The following is a 20,879-nucleotide window of genomic DNA, read 5'->3' on the forward strand; positions in this document are numbered from 1 at the left end:
ATAAAATGGAAACTGAAGATACAGACTATAAAAAGTATCAAAAACTTGTCTTTGGAAAAAATATAAATCAGCAAACGCTGTTGGCGACGGATTATTTAAATCACTTCAATGAAATACATATGCTACTTGGAATGCTGGGCGATATGCCTGATTGCCTTGATGACATTCTTGAATGGAAATCAATCACCTATCAGGAACATTTTAAATATAGTGTTTTTCAGGACAAAGAATTGGCAATAGACGCTTATAACCATACACCTGATCAGTATAAAATACCTTTTGAGAACTGTGTTTCCAAAATGAACCAATTAGTATTGGAAACAATTGTAAAAGCAAAAACAGCAATTGATGAACAAAATACTGACAGTCTGAATATGCTGATTTCTGATTATACCCCTCGGATGGAAAAACTTATTGAGATCTGTTCTACAATTATAAACAGTAAAGAAATTACGTCGCAGCAGGACATCATTGATAACTATTTCGATGACAGCCTGCCAGAAAACGAGTCATTTGATCAAAATTCAATTGATGATCTTTTTGAATAGATTTTCCTTAATTTATGATAAAATTTAATAATTTATCGCATTAGATATGCGCTTTATCGCAATTTTATTTACATTTAATATCACGTAATTACATATTTTTATCAAATAGTTACACTTACATATATTTGAAATTACATCATAATGTTTACACCTATTACATATTTATGTTTACATATATAACATATTTCAGTATGTATCTTGGCAAAAATACACTGTAATTCAATGGGTCATTGTGAGTATTTTGGAAAAGAAAAATTAATCTGATTAATAAAATTTTCCGTAAAACGAATATATAATCAAAAGCAGAAATAACAAGAATAGCAAAATTATGAATAAGTCATATAGAACAGCATTATTAATCGTCGTCGGTATCGTCTTAATTTTGATATCGGGCGTATTTTTTCCGTCAGAGGACAATAAAGCTCAGTCAGCTTCGGAAGCGCAGCCCGAACAAACAATTATGGCGGTAACATTTATAAATGCAAAACCAGAAGCTTATACCAAGGATATTATTTTACGCGGTTATACCAAAGCTTTAAGAGCAGTAAGCCTTAAAAGCCAGGTAAAGGGCCGCATTGAATCACTTCCCGTGGAAAAAGGAACCCGTGTAAAAAAAGGCGACGCCATCTGCCGGGTTGAAGTGGAAGATCGCAAAGCCAGCTATGAAGAAGCTGAAGCACTGGTAAAGCAAAGAGAGCTCGAATTTTCAGCGTCTGAAAAGCTTTTTGCGCAGGGCCATCGTTCGGAAACTCAGCATTCTGCCGCGAAATCGGCATTAGAGTCAGCAATTGCAAATTCTATTCGTACAAAAACAGCCTTGGACCATACAGTAATACGCGCCCCATTTGATGGTATTGTTAATGACCGTCCTGTTGAAGTCGGCGATTATATGAAAGAAGGAGATATCTGCGCCCTAATAATGGAAGAGGATCCTTTCCTGGTCGTAGCTGATATTTCTGAAAATGATATTAATCAGGTCAAAGTCGGTGATAATGCCCACGCCATGCTTCAAAATGGACAAAGAGTGGATGGTAAAATCAGGTATATTTCAACGATCGCCGATGCCTCTACAAGAACATTTCGTGTTGAACTGGAAGTGGCAAATCCGGACCGTAATATAATGGACGGGGTTACTGCTGAACTTGTTATTCAGTCAAACCAGGTACAGGCACAAAAAATCTCGCCGGCAACATTGGTTTTAAATGATAACGGTGAGGTCGGTGTCAGATTGGTGGATGACAACAATAAAGTTTACTTTAAAGAGGTTGAAATTGTTGGCAACTATGAAAATGGTATCTGGGTAACCGGGATCGATAATAATTCCAAAATTATTGTTGAAGGCCACGAATTTGTCAAAACCGGCGAGGATGTAAAAGCCGTTGAGACTTCGAGCTAAAAGGACCAAATAATGAACGCAATTATCAGTGCTGCAATTGATCATTACCGTGTGGTCCTTCTGTGCCTTGTGCTTATTTTTGTTGGCGGATCAGTTTCATACATCACAACACCAAAAGAAGCACAGCCGGATATTACAATCCCGACCATTTATGTAAGCCTGGTGCATGATGGTATTTCACCGGAGGATTCCGCACGTCTTCTTGTAAAACCGCTTGAAACAACTTTACGGACTATCGAAGGCATTAAAACGTTGCGCGGCATAGGACGCGAGGGCGGAGCGAGTGTCGTTATCGAGTTTAATGCCGGTATTGATCCTGATCTGGCCATTCTTGATGTTCGTGAACAGGTGGATAAAGCGCGCTCAGAGTTACCGACTGAAACCAAAGAGCCAACAATAACAGAAATTAACATCAGTGAGTTTCCAATTATAAATGTTATTTTATATGGAACCGCTCCTGACCGTGTAATCTATCAGATTGCCAGAAGATTACGGGATGATCTTGAATCAATTCCAAGTATTCTAAAGGCAACCGTGACTGGTGACCGTGATGATCTGCTTGAAATCATTATTGACCCGTCTAAGCTGGAAAGCTATCAGCTTTCCTATGCTGAACTGGCAACCATCATTGCAACAAATAACCGGCTCATTGCTGCCGGGTCTCTGGATAATGGCAATGGCCGCTTTTCGGTAAAAATACCCGGTATTTTTGAAACGGCACAGGATGTCTATGATATACCGGTAAAAGTTTCAGGGAACAGCATCGTAACATTATCCGATGTTGCTACAATCCGTAAATCATTTAAAGACCCGATTAGTTATGCGCGCTTCAATGACAAACCGGCTGTGAGTATTGGTGTCAGCAAGCGCACCGGTGAAAATATTATTCTGACCGATGCCATTATTAAAGAAGTCGTCCGCGCCTCTTCAGAACAATGGCCGGAAGGGGTTCATTATGAATTTGTCGGGGAAGCATCCGCACAGGTGGAAGAATCTGTTTCAAGTCTGCAGAACAGTATTATTTCAGCTATTCTGCTCGTCTCGATCGCAATGATCGTTGCTCTTGGTGAGCGTACTGCCTTTCTGGTCGCTGTTTCCATTCCAGGATCATTCCTTCTTGCCATTTTCCTGATGAATTTTATGGGCATGAGCATTAACCAGGTGGTTATGTTCGGACTTATTCTTTCAGTTGGCTTACTTGTTGACGGTGCGATTGTTGTGACTGAATATGCTGACCGGAAAATGCAGGAAGGTCTTGATAAAAAAGCGGCTTATCGCTTGGCAGCGCAGAGAATGGCCTGGCCAATTCTTGCATCAACAGCAACAACCCTCGCTGCATTCTTGCCTTTATTATTCTGGCCCGGACTTCCGGGTGAATTTATGCGCTATTTGCCACTTACGCTTATTTTTACCTTGTCTTCATCATTCCTGATGGCATTGATCTTTATGCCGACCCTCGGCAGTCTGATCGGTAAAAAAGCTGATGACGCCGGTGAAAATGTTGCGCTTATGGCCGGTGACGACAACGATTTTGATCCCAACAAGTTAAACGGATTTACTGGCTATTATGTTCGCCTGGTTGCTAGACTTATCAAAAAACCGCTTAGCTTCAGTGCCGTAATCATTGGACTAATTTTTGCAATTTTCATCGCTTTTGGATTTTCAGGAACACCGGTTCAGTTCTTTCCGGAAATGGATCCTGATAATATTCAGGTCAATGTACACGCCCGTGGAAATCTGTCTCTCGATGAACGTGATTACCTGGTGCGTCAGGTTTCCAATGCCATCAAGGATGATCCCAATATTGAACATTTCCAGTCAACGACGACTGCCTTAAATGATAATTCACAGAATAAGGCGGAAGATGTTGTCGGAACCCTTTTTATTAACTTTATTGACTGGAAAGACAGAACCAAAAAAGTTGATGAAATTATCGAAGATTTCCGTCGTGATACGGCGAACATCCCCGGTATTATCGTTGAAGTCGAGAAACCGGCACAGGGACCTGTTCAAGGTAAGGCCATTCAGATGGAATTTAAGGCCGAAAGTACAGATATACTGATCCCCGTTGTTAAGGCAGTTTATGACCATATGGAAAATGACGTTGAGGGATTAACCGATCTTGAAAATACATTGCCCCTGCCCGGCATTCAGTGGGAACTGGAAGTTGACCGCGCGCTGGCCGGGTTCTTTGGTACCGATATTGCCAATGTCGGCAGTGTTATTCAGCTTGTCACCAATGGTATTAAAGTCGGTGAATACAGACCCGACGATGCCGATGATGAAGTTGATATTCGTGTCCGTTTCCCTGAACAATACCGTAACATTAAACAGTTGGATGAAGTCCGGGTTCAAACCCGTGACGGATTAGTGCCAATTGGAAATTTTGTCAAACGTGTCGCCAAACAAAAAATCAGCACAGTTGAAAGAATTGACACCAAAACGGCTTATAAAATCAGAACCAATGTTACTGATGTCACCCAACGGAATAATATTTCCACAGCAATCGGTAAATGGATTGCCGAGCAGAAATTTGACCCAAGGGTTGAAATTAAATTTGCAGGGACTGATGAAGAGCAGCAGAAATCGCAAGCCTTCCTGGCCAATGCATTTGCGATGGCATTATTCCTGATGGCGCTTATTCTGGTAACCCAGTTTAACAGTTTCTATCATTCAGGGCTTATTCTTCTGGCTGTATTGCTGTCCACCGCAGGTGTATTGCTGGGCATTATGATCACAGGCCGAACATTCCAGACCATTATGACAGGTGTTGGTATCATATCACTTGCCGGTATTGTGGTGAATAACAATATTGTTCTTATTGATACCTATGCCCGGCTTAAGGAAGAAGGAATGGATGCAATGAAAGCGATTGTGCAAACAGTCGCACAAAGACTTCGCCCGGTAATGCTGACAACTATTACGACAGTGGTCGGCCTTCTGCCGATGGTATTCATGGTCAATATTGACTTTACAAACCGCAATGTTGAAATAGGTGCTCCATCCGGTTCATTCTGGGTTGATCTCGCGATTGCCGTTTCTTTCGGGCTTTTGTTCGCTACGGTACTCACACTATTACTAACCCCCTGCCTTTTGGCGGTAAGGGTAAAGTTTTCCAAAAAATATCGTGAATCAAACCTTCGTCCGATCGCCACCGCTTCAGAACGGCAGGCAGCGGAGTAGGAAACCCTATTCTTTTTTACGATAAGCAAAAATGGCAATTGTCGGGATAGAAATAATATAAATTATCCCGACGACCGCCATAGTCATCCATAAATCAGTGATAAGTAATGAGGCCAATACGGCAATTCCCAAAAGCACAAAAATCACATGTTCTTTATGAATTTTAAGGCTTTTAAGAGAAAAAGTAGGAATACGGCTGACTGTGAGAATGCAAAGCACAGCCATATAAGCCGAGCATACCTTTGGGTCTTTCAGGATTTCATAATCAAATTCAAATGACAATATCATCGGCCATAAAGCCAGCGCAGCAGAAGCAGGTGCAGGAATACCGGTATAATAACCTATTTTCACATCTGCTCCCAGTTCATTATCTTTCATCACCGTATTAAACCGGGCCAGACGCAGGGCCATGCAAATAACAAAGACCAACGACATGAGCCAGCCAAGACCGCGCACATCACTCAGGACCCACATATACATAATCAGGGCCGGTGCAACACCGAAGCTGATGACATCGGACAGACTGTCAAGTTCAGCCCCAAATCGGCTGGTCCCTTTTAATAGTCTGGCGACACTGCCGTCAAGTCCATCAAAAACCCCTGCTACCAGTATGGCTGTTACTGCTGATTCCCATTGTTGCAGATAAGCAAAGCGAACACCGAACATTCCAGCACAAAGGGCAAGAACGGTAATGGCATTTGGTGCAAGGCTTCTGGCTGGAATTTGAAATGGAACTTTTCTATTGGCCATGGTTATCTGATCTCGCCGTCTCTTTGTTTTTCGCGGCCTTTTTCATTGGCTATAACAGTTTCGCCGGCAATTGCCCGCTGTCCTACCGCGACAAGTGAATGCACACCTTTTGGGAGATAGACATCGACACGGCTGCCAAAACGGATAAGACCGAAGCGCTCACCCGCCTTCATTTCATCGCCATCCCTGGCCCAGCATAAAATACGCCGGGCAACGAGCCCTGCGATTTGCACAAAGGCGATATTGTTGCCGGATGTTGTTTCCATCAGGATCGCATGTCTTTCATTATCTTCACAGGCTTTTTCAAGGGATGCGTTCAAATATTTTCCGGGCGTATAAGCCTGACGGATAATTTTGCCATCAACCGGCACTCTGTTCACATGAACGTCAAACACATTCATGAAAATGCTAACACGAGTGCATTCATCATCTCCCATTTCCAGCTCTGCCGGCGGGATTGAATTATTTTTCACTGATTGCACAACGCCATCGGCCGGTGCAATAATAAGTCCTTCTTTTTGTGGGGTAACGCGGTCCGGGTCCCGGAAAAAATAGGCACACCATAATGTCAGTATAACACCAACAGTTGCCAGAAAATCCGCCCCCCATAAAAAGAACAGTAAGGTGACCACCGCAAATGCGGCGACAAACTTATGACCTTCCCTATGAATTGGAACGAAAACAGAAAGAATTGTTTCCATTAATTTTGTCCTTGGTTCTTATTTTAAGTCAATTTAATCAATCGATAATGCCTAAGCTTCAGTTATGCAAGCATTCTCGTCATCTTTTTCAAGCTCGATAAGTTTTTGCTGCACTTCATCAAGCTGTTGTTGTTTCTGCCACATCTGATAATAAACACCTTCTTTTTCAAGCAATGTGTTATGATCTCCCCGCTCCACTATTACACCATCATCCAGAACAAGTATCTCATTTACATTGATAATTGTCGAGAGCCGATGGGCTATAACGATGGCCGTTCTTTGCTCGGAAATTTGTTCTAGTGATTTTTGAATATCTCGTTCGGTATGGCTGTCCAGTGCGGATGTTGCCTCATCAAGCAGTAATATTGATGGATTTTTAAGGATCGTTCTGGCGATGGCGACACGCTGCTTTTCGCCTCCCGAAAGCTTAAGTCCGCGCTCACCCACTTCGGTTTCATAGCCATCCGGTAATTTCATTATGAAGTCATGAATTTTTGCCAGTTTTGCGGCATTGAATATTTCTTCATCACTTGCCTCATGATTACCGTAGGCGATATTATATTTTATACTGTCGTTAAAAAGGACTGTATCCTGCGGCACAACCCCGATTTCCCGTCTCAATGAATATTGCGTGACATTTCGAATATCCTGTCCGTCAATTTTGACCGCGCCGCTGCTGATATCATAAAAGCGAAATAAAATCCGTGAAATGGTTGATTTTCCGGCACCGCTGGACCCGACAATCGCCGTTGTCGTACCACCTTTTACCGTGAACGAGATATCTTTTAAAATGGGCCTGTCTTCATTATATTGAAAACAGACATTTTCAAATTCAATATCCCCCTTACTAACATGCAGGGGAACAGCATTTTCGCTGTCCTTTATTTCAGGGTTTTTGGCAATTAACAGAAACATTTTTTCCATATCGACCAGTGCCTGTTTAATTTCACGGTAAACAAAGCCCAGAAAATTAAGCGGAATATAAATTTGTATCAGCAGCGCATTGATCAACACGAAATCACCTATGGTAAAACGCCCATCTGCAACCCCCTGCGCCCCCATCAGTAATACGGCTATCAGCCCCCCTGAAATAATGACGCCCTGCCCTATATTGAGCAAGGTCAGTGAAAGCTGACTTCTGATTGCCGCTTCGGCATATTGCCTGAGCGAACGGTCATAGCGCTCTGCTTCATGTTCTTCGCTGGTGAAATATTTTACGGTTTCAAAATTGATCAGACTGTCAATGGCCCGGCCATTGGCCCTCGTATCCTGCTTATTCATTTCACGGCGGTATTTAAGACGCCATTCAGTCACGGCAATAGTGAAATATATATAACTGCTTAAGCAGATAAACGTGATCAGTGCATAAAGATAGCCGAATTTTATCCAGAAAATGCCCGAAATCATTCCAATTTCTATAATGGTCGGGATGATGTTAAAAAGCATGAAGCGAAGCAGAAAATCAATTCCTCTTGTCGCTCTTTCGATAACCCTGCTTAATCCTCCGGTTCGACGTTCAAGGTGAAATCTTAAAGATAGAAGATGCAAATGTCGAAAGGTATTCAGGGCAATATTCCGAAGTGCGTTTTGTCCGACTTTCACAAAAATCGCATCCCTTATTTCACCGAACGCCTGCGTTAAAACCCTTGCCGTGCCATATCCAATAATCAAGCCTAGCGGGACAGCGGCAACAACCATTCCCGTTGTCGGTTTCGTATCACCGGAAAGAATGTTGACGGCATCCTTAAATAAAAACGGGACATAAACGCCAAGCACTTTAGCCATAACAAGAAAAAACATGGCCAACACAACCCGCATTTTTAGGTCGTTCCTGCCATCAACCCATAAATAACGCCAAAGCTCCCTTACGGTGGCTACATGGTTTCCAGCGCTCTCATTGCTTTCAAGTAGATCTTTATTATCGGCTGTTTCATCACTTGCCATCAGGATTGTCCTTACGGGAATTTATAGAATTTAATTAAATTAAAAAATAAATAGCCACTTTTTAAAACCCAAAGCGGCCTGATTTACATAATATTAATATCAATTTCATACTATCAGAAATATGGGATAGTAACTTATTTAATTTGCTTTTCTGAAAATTCAATATCCGACTAATAAATCAAGGGTTTTGTGCAAACGGCATGGAAAAAATAGAACAGTTTAAAACATCATTCGTTTCTAATCAGACAGACTATGAAGCTTTGCTTCCGCTCCATTACAAATTTACTTATGGCGCGATCCCCTTTGCCTGTGAAATTTTAAAAGACGCTTCAGGGAATTCATATATACTTCACTTGGATGCAGATTTAGGAATTCTTCCTTACAGTGCTGAAAACAAATTGCACCGTTCACAAATATTAAAGGAACTAGGACCTTTAATAGTACGCGGTATCATAACCATTGACCACCACTGCCGGTGCCGTATGCCCTTAAAAACTCATTTGGGTCAAGAAATCAGTGCCAAAATAATTATGGAGGCTATCCTTTATACTCTTCTCGATACGAGAAAAATATTTGCTGAGATAAAAACTGCGGTCGGCAAAACTCAGAATGATTACGTCAGCAGGAAAATTGCCTGAATTTATTGTAACAGCTCAAGTGGCAGGTTTAATTTTTGACCGGGATAAATCAGATTTGGATCCCCTATGATATCCATGTTGGCCCCAAAAATAACCGTATATTGATATCCTGAGCCATAAAGCTTTCTGGCAATATGCCACAGACTGTTGCCCGGTTTTACGATCACATCGCCTGTCGCCCTGTCCTTGTCAATTGCAATATAAGGATTGAATGGCTGTGAAATCCTGACCTCCACATTGCCGTCCAGAAGAAGCTGGTCAAGTCTTATCACGTGCTCCTGGGGCGCCAATTTTTTATCAATTTCAAATTTCCAGGTTCCCTCTTCACCTGATGTGACATCGCCCATAAATTCATTATCAAGATATATTCTGATCGTTGCCCCGGCTTCAGCACTTCCATTGACAACAGTTATGCCATTGTCAGTATAGTCAAGCGCATCAAGAGACAGTCCCTTGGTTGCTGAAGCAAGATTAACATTTTTCGGTTTTTGTAAAACCCTGCTCGGTCCATTTCCACTACGAGGGCTTAAAATTGCAACCACACCATCAGTATCATCGCTGTTAAAGTCAACATCCCCTCTTTCAGGAACAGCCACAATGACAATATCACTTGATGCAATTTCAAACCCGCTCTGGGTTTTTGAAACGATGCTCAGCTCAGTCGGGCCGATTGGTAATGGCTCATCGAAAAGCAAAACCCATTCACCGTTTCTGTCCGTAATGGCTGACCCTATTGGCTTTTCTTTTGCATAAATGATCACGTCACTATTTGGCTCGGCGCGACCGGCGATAACACCGGTACCATTTCGACTGATACGAACGACATCAAAACTGGGAACTATTGTTTCTGCCACAGGGACGGCAGGTGCCTGAACATTTGTACTTTCCGTCACCTCATTGATGGTTGCCGTTGTAAAATCGGTTTCAGCACCATCATCAGCAAGAAATATTACCCAGATCACTGCACCAATTGCTACGATGGCTAACAGTGACAGGCTAAATTTTAACCCAGACCCCCGATTATTATTTTGATGATTTAAATAGTCGCTCAATTTTCTTTTCCAGCTTCACAAAAATGAAGCAATTCACCTTTAACTATAACACTTATATAGTCTAAGACCATATAATTACCAGTGTGTTTTTTGCTAATTCAAATATTCCGTAAAATATAACCCTCACAAAAATGTTTTTAAAAATAAAATTTGTCAAATATGTGGCTAACAAATAAGATTCAAAAAAATATGGATTATTAATTTATAAGATTTTCTGATGAACAAAATTAAATCATTATGCGTTTATTGCGGTTCACGCCCGGGCAATAACGAAAATTTCCGACTTCTAGCCAGAAAGATGGGGGAAATTATGAGTAACAATCAAATTGAACTTATTTATGGTGGCGGCAATGTCGGCCTTATGGGCATTATCGCAACGTCAGTGATGGACAGTGGCGGCCGGGTCCATGGAATCATCCCGGGTCACCTTGACAAATCTGAAGTTGCCCACCCAAATCTGACCAAACTTACGATTGTTGATAATATGCATCAAAGGAAAAGACTGATGTTTGATCATTCCGATGCCTTTCTAGTTTTACCTGGCAGCATCGGTACACTGGATGAAACGATAGAGGTCATAACATGGAAACAACTGAAACTGCATGATAAGCCCATTATCCTGCTTAACTCGGAAAATTACTGGAATCCATTTATGGACCTCCTCAGAAATATCATGAATTATGAATTTACCATGAAAGAAACATTGGACTTATTCAATGTCGTAAATTCTCCGGATGAAGTGTTGCCTCTGCTAGAATCCTTGCCGGAGCCTAAAATTGACCCGAAAAATACCCTGTTTTAATCAAAAAATGCATTTCAGGTCTTCCATGTTACGCCCGCTAGTGGTAGGTTTCGCGCAATAAACGGGAATATTTTTAACCGCCGCAGACTGCGGCAATTATCAAAACAAAAAGGAACAACATGGCAAAAATTAAAGTAGATAATCCCGTCGTCGAACTTGACGGCGATGAAATGACACGCATCATTTGGGCCTGGATCAAGGAGCGTCTTATTCATCCTTATCTCGATATTGATCTTCACTATTATGATCTCAGCATTCAAAGCCGGGATGAGACAAATGACCAGATCACCATTGATAGTGCTCATGCGATTTTAGAACATGGTGTTGGCGTAAAATGCGCGACCATTACGCCTGATGAAGAACGCGTAAAAGAATTCGGATTAAAGAAAATGTGGCGTTCACCAAATGGGACAATCCGCAACATTCTTGGTGGAACCGTGTTTCGCAGCCCAATAATCTGTTCAAATGTTCCGCGTCTGGTTCCAGGATGGACCGACCCGATAGTGATCGGACGTCATGCATTTGGTGACCAATACCGCGCAACTGATTTTAAAATTCCAGGTGCTGGTAAGCTTACTATTAAGTTTGAGCCAAAAGATGGTGGCGATGTTATCGAACACGAAGTATATAATTTCGAAAGCAGCGGCGTTGCCATGGGAATGTATAATCTTGATGACAGCATTCGTGATTTTGCCCGCGCCAGCATGAATTACGGCTTGAATGTTGGATGGCCTGTTTATCTTTCAACGAAAAACACTATCCTCAAAGCTTATGATGGACGATTTAAGGATTTGTTTGAAGACGTTTACCAAAATGAATTTGCTGATAAATTTAAAGCGGCAGGCATTACTTATGAACACCGTCTGATTGACGATATGGTCGCCTGCGCCATGAAATGGAACGGTAAATTTGTCTGGGCCTGTAAAAACTACGACGGCGATGTCCAGTCGGATACTGTGGCACAGGGCTTTGGATCCCTTGGACTTATGTCATCAATTCTGATGACACCGAACGGCAAGGTCGTTGAATCGGAAGCCGCACATGGTACAGTAACACGCCATTACCGTCTGCATCAGCGTGGCGAAGAAACATCAACAAATCCGATTGCGTCAATCTATGCATGGACCGGCGGATTACGCCACCGCGGCGAACTTGACAGCAATCAGAAGCTGATAAATTTCGCCAATGCGCTGGATAAAGTATGCGTTAAAACTGTGGAACAGGGCGACATGACAAAAGACCTCGCCCTGCTGGTCGGACCAGAGCAAAACTGGCTGACCTCAAAACAGTTTTTTGATAAAATTGATGAAAATCTTCAAAAAGAAATGGGCTAAATTAGCTTTAATCGAAAAAGTAAAAAGCGGACCATGTGTCCGCTTTTTTTATCACCGCAATTCTTCTACTTTTGCCTGACCAAAGTCTTCTTTGGCGTCACCACGAACATAGGTTTCTTCTATTCTATCTTTAAGGCTCGGATAATGATCCAGCAAGTGATGAAAGTCTGTTGCATCAAGGACCAGAAGCTGCGTTTTTGAGGTTGCCACATAATTGGCACGAAAAGTCGTCCTTTCCATTAATGATTTTGCACCAAAAAAGGCTCCCTTTTTCAGATGAAATTCCCCTTCTTCATCCCTTCTTCTTATATCTCCTGAAACCACTAAGAATAATCTGTCTGCGTCTTCGCCTTCATAAGCAACAAGGCGCCCGCTTTCAACCACTTGTGATCTCAATCTTTTGGCAATTGTATTGATCAGATTGGCATCAAGCCCGTTAAATAATGGAACATTGGCCACCAGCCCCCAACGGACAACAAAATCCCGTCGATGAATTTCATTGGCAAAACCGGATGCCACAATACCAATTGGAAGTGCATAGACACCAACCCCGAGCACCATAACAATTGCCCCAAATATTTTTCCCATTGTGGTGATTGGCACAACATCGCCATACCCTATCGTCGTCAGCGTTGCGAAAGCCCACCACATCGCACTGGGAATATTGCCAAACGCCTGTGGTTGCACGGCATGTTCCAGATAATACATGACACTTGATGCAAATAAAGCCAGACCCAGCATAATTATTAAGGTCGCAATAAGCGCCCTTCTTTCTTCATAAAAAACGCTCGCCAGGGAACTAAGCGCCGGCGAATAGCGCATTAATTTAAACAGTCTTAAAAATCTGAAAACTCGTAAGAAACGCAGATCAAGGCCAACAAAGGAAAACATTATTGTCGGCGCAATTGCAATAAAATCAATCACCATTAATGGTGACAGCATAAATTGCAGTCTGAATTTATTTTTACCATGCATTTCGGGATGCGGTCGATATTCTACGGACGTCCAAATACGAAGACAATATTCAATAATAAAAACGGTAAGGGAGAATATTTCAAAAATTACGAACTGCTTATCATAATCCATATCAATGGATTTAACGGTTTGGAGAGCAACAGCACAGACATTCAGCAAAATCAAGCCGATCATGAAACCATCAAAAAAGCGCCCGATCCGGTGACCACTCCCACCAATTTCAATTATTTCAAATATTTTCCTTCTTAAACTCGTCTCGCTTGCTGACATTTTCGTCCCATCAGGATAAGTGTTCCTCTATCGCTTTTAGTGCTTCTTGTGCTTTTGAGCCGTCAGGACCGCCAGCCTGCGCCATATCCTGACGGCCGCCACCACCGCTACCCCCCACGGCCCCTGCCCCAATTCGCACCAGGTCTACGGCACTGATTTTTGTTGTCAGATCATCAGTGACAGCTGTCAATACGGCAGCCTTTCCATCATTAACGGCAATAAAGGCTATAACACCGGAGCCAATCCTTTTTTTCGCGTCATCGGCCAGACCGCGAAGTTCTTTTGCCGGTATTCCATCCAGAACCCTGCCAATAAACTTAATACCGCCTATATCTTTTATTTCATCTTCTTTGGTTGACGCCCCCCCACCAAGAGCCACTTTTTTCTGCAGATCCGCAATTTCCTTTTCCATGGCTTTACGTTCACTGATCAGACTTGCCAATCGGGTTGGCAGCTCATTTACAGGTGCTTTAATGGCTGAGGCCGCTTCGATCAGATAATTTTCCTGCTCCGCAGAATATTGCCAGGCCGCATTCCCTGTCAGCACTTCAAGACGGCGAACACCCGATGAGACCGCACTTTCCGATATAATCTTGAAATAACCGATATCACCTGTTCGTTTCACATGAGTTCCACCACAAAGCTCCACCGAATAATCATTCCCGTTATCTGCCTTGCCCATGGCGACAACGCGCACTTCATCACCATATTTCTCACCAAATAAAGCCATGGCACCAGCCTTTATTGCTTCATCCGGTGTCATTAATCTGGTGGTTACTTCACTATTCTGACGGATAATCCTGTTTACCTCTGCTTCTATGCTGCCTAATTCATTGTGGCTAAGTGCTTTGGCATGACTAATATCGAAACGCATTTTATCAGCACTCACCAGTGATCCTTTTTGGGTCAGCTGCTCACCAAACTGATTACGAAGTGCCGCATGCAAAATATGGGTAACTGAATGGTTGGCCCTGATCTTGTTACGGTTCTCAACATCGACCGTCATTTCAACCACATCGCCAACAGAAATATTCCCTTTAGTAACTGTGCCGATATGAACATGAAGAACACCAAGTTTTTTCTGAGTGTCGGTAATTTTTACCTCTGCCCCTTTTGAGGTTACAAAGGTTCCGATATCACCCACCTGACCGCCTGACTCCGCGTAAAAAGGTGTCTGGTTGGTCAGTATGGATACCTTATCCCCCTGCTTGGCTTTGTCCACGACTGTATCATCAACGACGATCTGACTGATAATCCCTTCAGCATGGGTCGTACTGTAACCGACAAATTCACTGGCCCCAAGCTTCTCCTGCGCTTCAAACCATACTGTTTCTGTTGCACTTGAGCCTGAGCCTTTCCATGCGGCTCTGGCTTCTGCTTTTTGTTTTTTCATGGCTTCATTAAAACCATTCTCATCAACCGTAAGCCCTTTAATCCGTAATGCGTCCTGTGTCAGATCAAGCGGGAAGCCATACGTATCATAAAGTTTAAAGGCAACGGCACCATCCAACACCCCATTCTTGCCAATAGTTGCCACCTCTTCATCCAGCAGGCGAAGACCACGATCCAATGTTTTACGGAACCGCTTTTCTTCGAGCAGAAGGGTTTCAGCAACAAGTGCCTCCGCCCTTGCCAATTCCGGAAATGCCTGTCCCATTTCACCGACCAGTGCCGGAACCAGTTTATGCATCAATGGTTCAGTACATCCAATCATCTGGGCATGACGCATAGCTCTTCTCATAATTCTCCGGAGAACATAGCCACGCCCTTCATTGGATGGAAGGACACCGTCAGCAATCAAAAATGATGTCGATCTGAGATGATCCGCAATCACCCTGTGTGAGGTATTATGATCACCATATGGCTCAACACCACTGCAGGAAGCCGATGCCTCAATAAGCTTTTTAAAAAGATCAATTTCATAATTGTCATGAACTCCCTGCAATACGGCCGCAATGCGCTCCAGCCCCATACCCGTATCAATGGCTGGCTTTGGCAGATTAATTCTGTCCCCATTTTCAAGCTGTTCAAACTGCATAAAAACCAGGTTCCAGATTTCCACGAACCGGTCACCATCTTCTTCAGCGCTACCGGGAGGACCACCCCATATTTTCTCGCCATGATCAAAAAATATTTCTGAACAGGGGCCACACGGTCCAGTTGGTCCCATAGACCAGAAGTTATCCGAAGTGGCAATGCGGATTATTTTTTCTTCCGGCAGTCCACTGATTTTTTTCCAGAGATCAAAGGCGACATCATCATCATGAAACACGGTGACCAGTAATCTGGCCTTATCAATTCCATATGTTTTAGTCAGCAATTCCCAGGCATAATAAATGGCGTTTTCCTTAAAATATTCACCAAAGGAAAAATTACCGAGCATTTCAAAAAATGTGTGATGCCTTGCTGTATACCCCACATTATCAAGGTCATTATGCTTGCCACCGGCACGGACACATTTCTGGCTTGATGCCGCCCTTTGATAAGGGCGTGTTTCCATACCTGTAAAAACATTTTTAAAGGGAACCATACCGGCATTTACGAACATCAAAGTCGGATCATTATCTGGCACCAATGGGCTGCTTGGAACAACCTCATGATCTGCATTTTTAAAATAGTTCAAAAAAGCGTTTCTTATTTCATTGGTACTCTTCATTTTATGTCCACTTACCTTCTTCATTCAATCTAACTGACTTTATTTTTTATCCCATATTGTCAGCTTCTTTTCAAAGCCTTTTATAACAGCCCTTAAATCAAGTCCATAGATGAACTTGAGCCAATCAAAAATAATACCTAAATTAAGCCTGTTAATACGCTTGAATGATGTTATTTTCTCTATTACTCATAAAGAGAGATAAGATAAAGGATACAAAATGATCACGACTGAATTTCTGATAACGTCTTTAATTGTAGTTCTGATCCCGGGGACAGGAGTGATTTATACAGTTTCAAATGGTCTTTTTCTAGGGGCACGCGCCAGCATATTTGCAGCAATCGGTTGTACGACCGGAATAATTCCCCACCTTCTTGCCACGATCCTCGGGCTTGCCACTTTGCTACATGTCAGTGCTCTTGCCTTTCAGATCGTAAAATTTATCGGCGTTGCTTACCTATTCTTTCTGGCCTGGTCCATGTGGCGGGAAACCGGCAGCTTAAAGCTCGAAAAACAAAGCGCAGATAAAAAAATGAGCGATATAATTACCAAAGGATTTTTGATTAATATTTTAAATCCGAAACTGTCTATTTTCTTTCTGGCTTTTCTGCCGCAATTTATCCCGGCCAATACCGAGGCGCCTGTAATCAATCTGTTTACCCTCAGCATAATTTTCATGGTTATGACATTTGTTGTTTTTGCACTTTATGGAATTTTTGCTGGAAGCTTCAGAACACATATCATCCAATCGCCAAAAATCATGAAAAATAGCCAGCGTACTTTTGCCATCATTTTTGCTGCATTAGGCATTAAGCTCGCCCTTACAGAACAATAAAAAGACGAATAAACAAACAAAAAGAGGCACCGGAAACCCGGTGCCTTATGAGTTTGCTGGGATAATTAACTTACACGTCTTCCTGCTCTTCATTTTCCCACAGGGAGCCGTCTTTCAACATCGCATTGTCAATAACGCCGGCATTGACGCGAACAGATTTTTCAATTTCATCGGCAAGTTCCGGATTTTCCTCAAGAAAACGTTTGGCATTTTCCCGACCCTGACCAATACGCTGGCTGTCATAGGAATACCAGGACCCTGATTTTTCAATAATTCCGGCCTTAACACCCAAATCAACCAGTTCACCCACTTTGGAAATACCTTTACCGTACATAATGTCGAACTCAACCACCTTGAATGGTGGGGCGACCTTATTTTTAACGACCTTAACCCGTGTCTGGTTGCCGACGATTTCCTCTTTTTCCTTGATGGCACCGATGCGGCGAATATCAATACGTACGGAAGAATAAAATTTCAGCGCATTACCACCAGTCGTTACCTCCGGGCTTCCATACATCACACCAATTTTCATACGGATCTGGTTGATGAAAATGACCATACAATTTGATTTGGAAATTGAACCGGTAAGTTTTCGAAGGGCCTGACTCATCAGGCGTGCCTGCAAGCCAACATGTGAATCGCCCATTTCCCCTTCCAACTCGGCCCGCGGTGTCAGTGCGGCGACACTGTCTACAACCAGAACATCAATTGCACCGGAACGCACCAGTGTATCAGTAATTTCCAATGCCTGTTCACCGGTATCAGGCTGGGAAATCAGCAGTTCGTCAAGATTAACGCCGAGCTTGCCCGCGTAAACAGGGTCAAGCGCATGTTCCGCATCAACAAAAGCAGCAGTTCCACCAGCTTTTTGCACTTCTGCCGCCACATGTAGCGCAAGTGTGGTTTTACCTGAGCTTTCCGGACCATATATTTCAATAATCCGCCCCTTCGGCAGTCCGCCGATACCCAGTGCAATATCAAGCCCGAGAGAACCGGTTGAAACAGACGCAACATCCACGGCGTTATTCTGGCCAAGTTTCATAATTGAGCCCTTACCGAAGGCGCGTTCAATCTGTCCCAGAGCCGCGTCTAATGCTTTTTGTTTATCCATATTATCCTGTCCAACCAGCTTTAAATTTGATGATGCCATTTCTATGTCTCCTTCTATATCCCATATAGTGTTGTTGCTTGTAAACAAACTATATGTACACTGTTTGTTCTTATTTGTAAAGAACTTTATAACTAATTGATTTTAAACACTTTTATTAATTTTATGTTCTTTTTGTTCTCAAAAATAAAGAACATAAGAACACTAGAAATCAGAATCTGTTATGAAATTTAAAGAATCACACAAAAGAGAAGTGAGCAGTTATTTCTCAAGAACCTCTTTGACCTGCTCGGCAAGCTGTTTAAGGCTGAATGGTTTAGAAAGAAAGTTAAAATCCTTATCCATAATATTATCATCAAGCGCATCTTCCGCATATCCTGATATAAAGATCACTTTAAGTTCCTTATCTGTCTCTCTTATTTTCTTAACCAGTGTAGGTCCGTCCATTTGCGGCATCATCACATCACTGATCAGCAAATCAATTTTTACGTCCGTTTCATTCATCAATTTAAGGGCGGACGTACCGCAATCTGCCTCAAAAACAGTATAACCCTTATTTTTAAGCGCACGGGAGGCAAACATGCGGACCGCATCTTCGTCTTCAACCAACAGGATTGTACTGCTGCCTGTCAGATCTTTTGCCTTATCCTCGGATTTGATCGTATTCTCAACACTATCAATTTCCTCAACCTCGCCTTCTACATATTGCGGAAGATAAATTTTAAATGATGTACCGACCCCAAGTTCGCTTTCCGGAAACACATAACCATTGGTCTGCTTGATAATCCCATAAACTGTTGAAAGACCAAGTCCCGTTCCCTTACCCACATCTTTTGTGCTGAAAAACGGCTCAAAAACTTTTTCCAGATTTTCCTTTGAAATCCCTATGCCGTTATCAATAACTTCCAGAAGAACATAATCCCCTTTCGGGAATACCGAATATTTCTTGCCAATTTTTATTGACTCATCCGTACCAATATTGCGGGTCTTAATCTCCAGTTTGCCGCCATCCGGCATCGCATCTCTGGCATTGACACATAAATTAATGATCACCTGTTCAAGCTGACCCTGGTCAACCCTTACCGGTACAATATTCCGACCATGATTTATTTCCAGTTCGATATTGCTGCCAATCAGGCGTCTTAACAGATTTGAAAGCTCGGCAATAACATCTGTCATGACCAGAACTTTGGGCCTGAGCGTCTGCTGCCTTGAAAATGCAAGAAGCTGTCTGACCAGATTTGCCGCTCTATTGGCATTCTGTTTGATCTGAATAATATCTGAAAAAGACTGATCGCCGGGGCCATGTTTAACCAGCAGCAGATCACAAAATCCTGTAATTGCCGTAAGAAGGTTGTTAAAATCATGGGCAATCCCGCCTGCCAGCTGTCCCACTGCCTGCATTTTCTGAGACTGGGAAAACTGAAGCTCAAGACTTTTCTGTTCAGTAATATCAATAAGATAAATAATGACATCTTTATGATCACCGTCGCTTCCCGCGCTCGTAATATAAAATTGTCCCTGCTTACCGCTAATGCCCTGAAAACTTAGCTCCACCATACGACTGGGTTTGCCGGTCTCCAGCGTTTTTTTAATTTCCTTAAAAACGGCCGTCGTATTTTCTTCTGTCAGGATATCTTTAATATTGTCATTCTGATCTAGCTCCAACTCAGCCAGAAAATTACTGAAAACAATATTTTTTTTCTTGATTAATCCTTTTTTGCTCACCACCGCAATGCCGATAGGCGAACTTAGGAAAAAGCTGTTATCAGAATTGACATCATTATTTTCACTGTCATTCTGATTTTCATTATTTTGATCAGGCAGAATAAGAAAATAACGTGTATTTTCATCTGTATAATGAGCCCACGGTTTCACATAGGTCTTTATTTTTTTCCCTGAACTGGCGGTAAACTCAACCTGATTTTTAAAGTTCTTATGAGTGTGCTGACTGATCTGCGACAGATCAATGGGGAATTCCGGTTCTGCCTTGTCTTCAAATAACAGGCTAATCATAAATTCATTCAGATATGTAATCTTCGCTGCTTCATTAAGCGCTACAATTCCGATATCCGACTTTCCAAAAAAATGTCCAATTTTTTCAAGCTGGTCAAGCCCGGTGCTCCCTATATTAAACGGGCTATCAGCAGTCGCGTCCTCAAAAATACGCCAGGAGAAAAAATCACCATTTTTATGTACTTTCTCAACTTCAAATTTGAGATATTTCCCACTGTCACGGACTTCAGAAACAATGATTTTCATTTTTCCCACGACAAGGGAACCTAGCGTATCTTCAATCGTATTTTTATTGGAGACATCGATTTTCAGAGGTGATTTAGGTGTTCCAAATTCATATTTCTCAAATAAAGTTTTGGCCGCTTTGTTGGCATAGACCACATCACCTGCAGGTGAAGTCATAAGCATCGCCACACCAACATTTTCACTTTTGGCAGAAGTCAGGCTGTCTGCAAGAACGGCCCGAACCGAATTTGCCTTTCTGATAATCATAAGCAGGATAAAGGCTGTAATAACAAGCACTACAGAGGCAGCATAATAACCAATACTTGGCAATCCATAGGCAATTCCAATCATGAGAGCTGCACAACAGAACAATCCACCAATTCCGGCAATTGCAATAAAATAGGAATAATCAAATGAAATATGACGATCTGATCTATTCATAAATAAAT

At 42.3% G+C, this 20,879-nt stretch carries 15 protein-coding genes; 7 read left to right on the forward strand and 8 right to left on the reverse strand.

The window, feature by feature from the left end; genetic code table 11:
* Positions 1-5 precede the first annotated feature (5 nt).
* The 3 genes from R3D86_02145 to R3D86_02155 all read left to right on the forward strand — a co-directional run bounded on the left by R3D86_02145 (position 6) and on the right by R3D86_02155 (position 5,127).
* On the forward strand, positions 6-548 hold the full coding sequence (locus R3D86_02145) for a hypothetical protein (GenBank protein MEZ5757002.1): 543 nt from the start codon (positions 6-8) through the stop codon (positions 546-548).
* Positions 549-876: 328 nt separating this feature from the next.
* The gene (locus R3D86_02150) at positions 877-1,944 is read left to right on the forward strand and encodes an efflux RND transporter periplasmic adaptor subunit (protein MEZ5757003.1); all 1,068 of its coding nucleotides are present in this window, start codon (positions 877-879) and stop codon (positions 1,942-1,944) included.
* A 12-nt stretch (positions 1,945-1,956) separates the two neighbouring features.
* Positions 1,957-5,127, forward strand: a complete 3,171-nt coding sequence (locus R3D86_02155; protein ID MEZ5757004.1) for an efflux RND transporter permease subunit — start codon at positions 1,957-1,959, stop codon at positions 5,125-5,127.
* A 6-nt stretch (positions 5,128-5,133) separates the two neighbouring features.
* Here R3D86_02155 and pssA read toward each other — a convergent pair whose 3' ends face one another.
* Genes pssA through R3D86_02170 form a run of 3 tightly spaced genes read right to left on the reverse strand, consistent with a single transcriptional unit; the run spans position 5,134 to position 8,522 of the window.
* Entirely contained in the window at positions 5,134-5,877 is a 744-nt protein-coding gene (gene pssA / locus R3D86_02160) for a CDP-diacylglycerol--serine O-phosphatidyltransferase (GenBank protein ID MEZ5757005.1), read from the reverse strand.
* 2 nt (positions 5,878-5,879) lie between these two features.
* Positions 5,880-6,578 carry a phosphatidylserine decarboxylase gene (locus R3D86_02165; protein ID MEZ5757006.1) on the reverse strand — a complete coding sequence of 233 codons (699 nt, stop codon included), beginning with the start codon at positions 6,576-6,578 and terminating at the stop codon, positions 5,880-5,882.
* A gap of 51 nt (positions 6,579-6,629) precedes the next feature.
* The gene (locus tag R3D86_02170; GenBank protein ID MEZ5757007.1) at positions 6,630-8,522 is read right to left on the reverse strand and encodes an ABC transporter ATP-binding protein/permease; all 1,893 of its coding nucleotides are present in this window, start codon (positions 8,520-8,522) and stop codon (positions 6,630-6,632) included.
* Between the two features lie 200 nt (positions 8,523-8,722).
* Here R3D86_02170 and R3D86_02175 point away from each other — a divergent pair, with 200 nt between their 5' ends.
* Positions 8,723-9,160 (forward strand): hypothetical protein, encoded by a 438-nt coding sequence (locus tag R3D86_02175; GenBank protein ID MEZ5757008.1) that lies wholly within the window; start codon positions 8,723-8,725, stop codon positions 9,158-9,160.
* A gap of 2 nt (positions 9,161-9,162) precedes the next feature.
* Here R3D86_02175 and R3D86_02180 read toward each other — a convergent pair whose 3' ends face one another.
* Complete coding sequence (locus tag R3D86_02180; protein ID MEZ5757009.1) at positions 9,163-10,212, reverse strand: LysM peptidoglycan-binding domain-containing protein; 1,050 nt, start codon at positions 10,210-10,212, stop codon at positions 9,163-9,165.
* 217 nt (positions 10,213-10,429) lie between these two features.
* Here R3D86_02180 and R3D86_02185 point away from each other — a divergent pair, with 217 nt between their 5' ends.
* Both R3D86_02185 and R3D86_02190 read left to right on the forward strand, forming a co-directional pair.
* The gene (locus R3D86_02185; protein MEZ5757010.1) at positions 10,430-11,014 is read left to right on the forward strand and encodes a TIGR00730 family Rossman fold protein; all 585 of its coding nucleotides are present in this window, start codon (positions 10,430-10,432) and stop codon (positions 11,012-11,014) included.
* Positions 11,015-11,133: 119 nt separating this feature from the next.
* Positions 11,134-12,348 (forward strand): NADP-dependent isocitrate dehydrogenase, encoded by a 1,215-nt coding sequence (locus tag R3D86_02190; GenBank protein ID MEZ5757011.1) that lies wholly within the window; start codon positions 11,134-11,136, stop codon positions 12,346-12,348.
* A gap of 51 nt (positions 12,349-12,399) precedes the next feature.
* Here the strand turns inward: R3D86_02190 and R3D86_02195 are convergent, their stop codons facing one another.
* Together R3D86_02195 and alaS are read right to left on the reverse strand one after the other, a co-directional pair.
* Positions 12,400-13,593, reverse strand: a complete 1,194-nt coding sequence (locus R3D86_02195) for a cyclic nucleotide-gated ion channel (protein ID MEZ5757012.1) — start codon at positions 13,591-13,593, stop codon at positions 12,400-12,402.
* 10 nt (positions 13,594-13,603) lie between these two features.
* Complete coding sequence (gene alaS / locus R3D86_02200; GenBank protein ID MEZ5757013.1) at positions 13,604-16,249, reverse strand: alanine--tRNA ligase; 2,646 nt, start codon at positions 16,247-16,249, stop codon at positions 13,604-13,606.
* 217 nt (positions 16,250-16,466) lie between these two features.
* Between alaS and R3D86_02205 the strand changes: the two genes are divergently transcribed.
* Entirely contained in the window at positions 16,467-17,081 is a 615-nt protein-coding gene (locus R3D86_02205; protein MEZ5757014.1) for a LysE family translocator, read from the forward strand.
* Positions 17,082-17,151: 70 nt separating this feature from the next.
* Here R3D86_02205 and recA read toward each other — a convergent pair whose 3' ends face one another.
* Together recA and R3D86_02215 are read right to left on the reverse strand one after the other, a co-directional pair.
* Positions 17,152-18,231, reverse strand: coding sequence for a recombinase RecA (gene recA, locus R3D86_02210; protein ID MEZ5757015.1), 1,080 nt, complete (start codon positions 18,229-18,231; stop codon positions 17,152-17,154).
* 219 nt (positions 18,232-18,450) lie between these two features.
* A complete protein-coding gene (locus R3D86_02215) occupies positions 18,451-20,871 on the reverse strand; it encodes a response regulator (protein MEZ5757016.1) in 2,421 nt (806 codons plus the stop codon).
* Positions 20,872-20,879: the final 8 nt, after the last annotated feature.

Source organism: Emcibacteraceae bacterium (assembly GCA_041396985.1).
Taxonomy (GTDB): Bacteria; Pseudomonadota; Alphaproteobacteria; order Sphingomonadales; family Emcibacteraceae; genus Pseudemcibacter.

Bases quoted from the DNA above. Each gene is read 5' to 3' on its own strand.
- R3D86_02190 (MEZ5757011.1), top strand. From the start codon at position 11,134: ATGGCAAAAATTAAAGTAGATAATCCCGTCGTCGAACTTGACGGCGAT.
- R3D86_02205 (MEZ5757014.1), top strand. From the start codon at position 16,467: ATGATCACGACTGAATTTCTGATAACGTCTTTAATTGTAGTTCTGATC.
- R3D86_02155 (MEZ5757004.1), top strand. From the start codon at position 1,957: ATGAACGCAATTATCAGTGCTGCAATTGATCATTACCGTGTGGTCCTT.
- pssA (MEZ5757005.1), bottom strand. From the start codon at position 5,877: ATGGCCAATAGAAAAGTTCCATTTCAAATTCCAGCCAGAAGCCTTGCA.
- R3D86_02165 (MEZ5757006.1), bottom strand. From the start codon at position 6,578: ATGGAAACAATTCTTTCTGTTTTCGTTCCAATTCATAGGGAAGGTCAT.
- R3D86_02215 (MEZ5757016.1), bottom strand. From the start codon at position 20,871: ATGAATAGATCAGATCGTCATATTTCATTTGATTATTCCTATTTTATT.
- alaS (MEZ5757013.1), bottom strand. From the start codon at position 16,249: ATGAAGAGTACCAATGAAATAAGAAACGCTTTTTTGAACTATTTTAAA.
- R3D86_02175 (MEZ5757008.1), top strand. From the start codon at position 8,723: ATGGAAAAAATAGAACAGTTTAAAACATCATTCGTTTCTAATCAGACA.
- R3D86_02185 (MEZ5757010.1), top strand. From the start codon at position 10,430: ATGAACAAAATTAAATCATTATGCGTTTATTGCGGTTCACGCCCGGGC.
- R3D86_02170 (MEZ5757007.1), bottom strand. From the start codon at position 8,522: ATGGCAAGTGATGAAACAGCCGATAATAAAGATCTACTTGAAAGCAAT.
- R3D86_02145 (MEZ5757002.1), top strand. From the start codon at position 6: ATGGAAACTGAAGATACAGACTATAAAAAGTATCAAAAACTTGTCTTT.
- recA (MEZ5757015.1), bottom strand. From the start codon at position 18,231: ATGGCATCATCAAATTTAAAGCTGGTTGGACAGGATAATATGGATAAA.
- R3D86_02150 (MEZ5757003.1), top strand. From the start codon at position 877: ATGAATAAGTCATATAGAACAGCATTATTAATCGTCGTCGGTATCGTC.
- R3D86_02195 (MEZ5757012.1), bottom strand. From the start codon at position 13,593: ATGTCAGCAAGCGAGACGAGTTTAAGAAGGAAAATATTTGAAATAATT.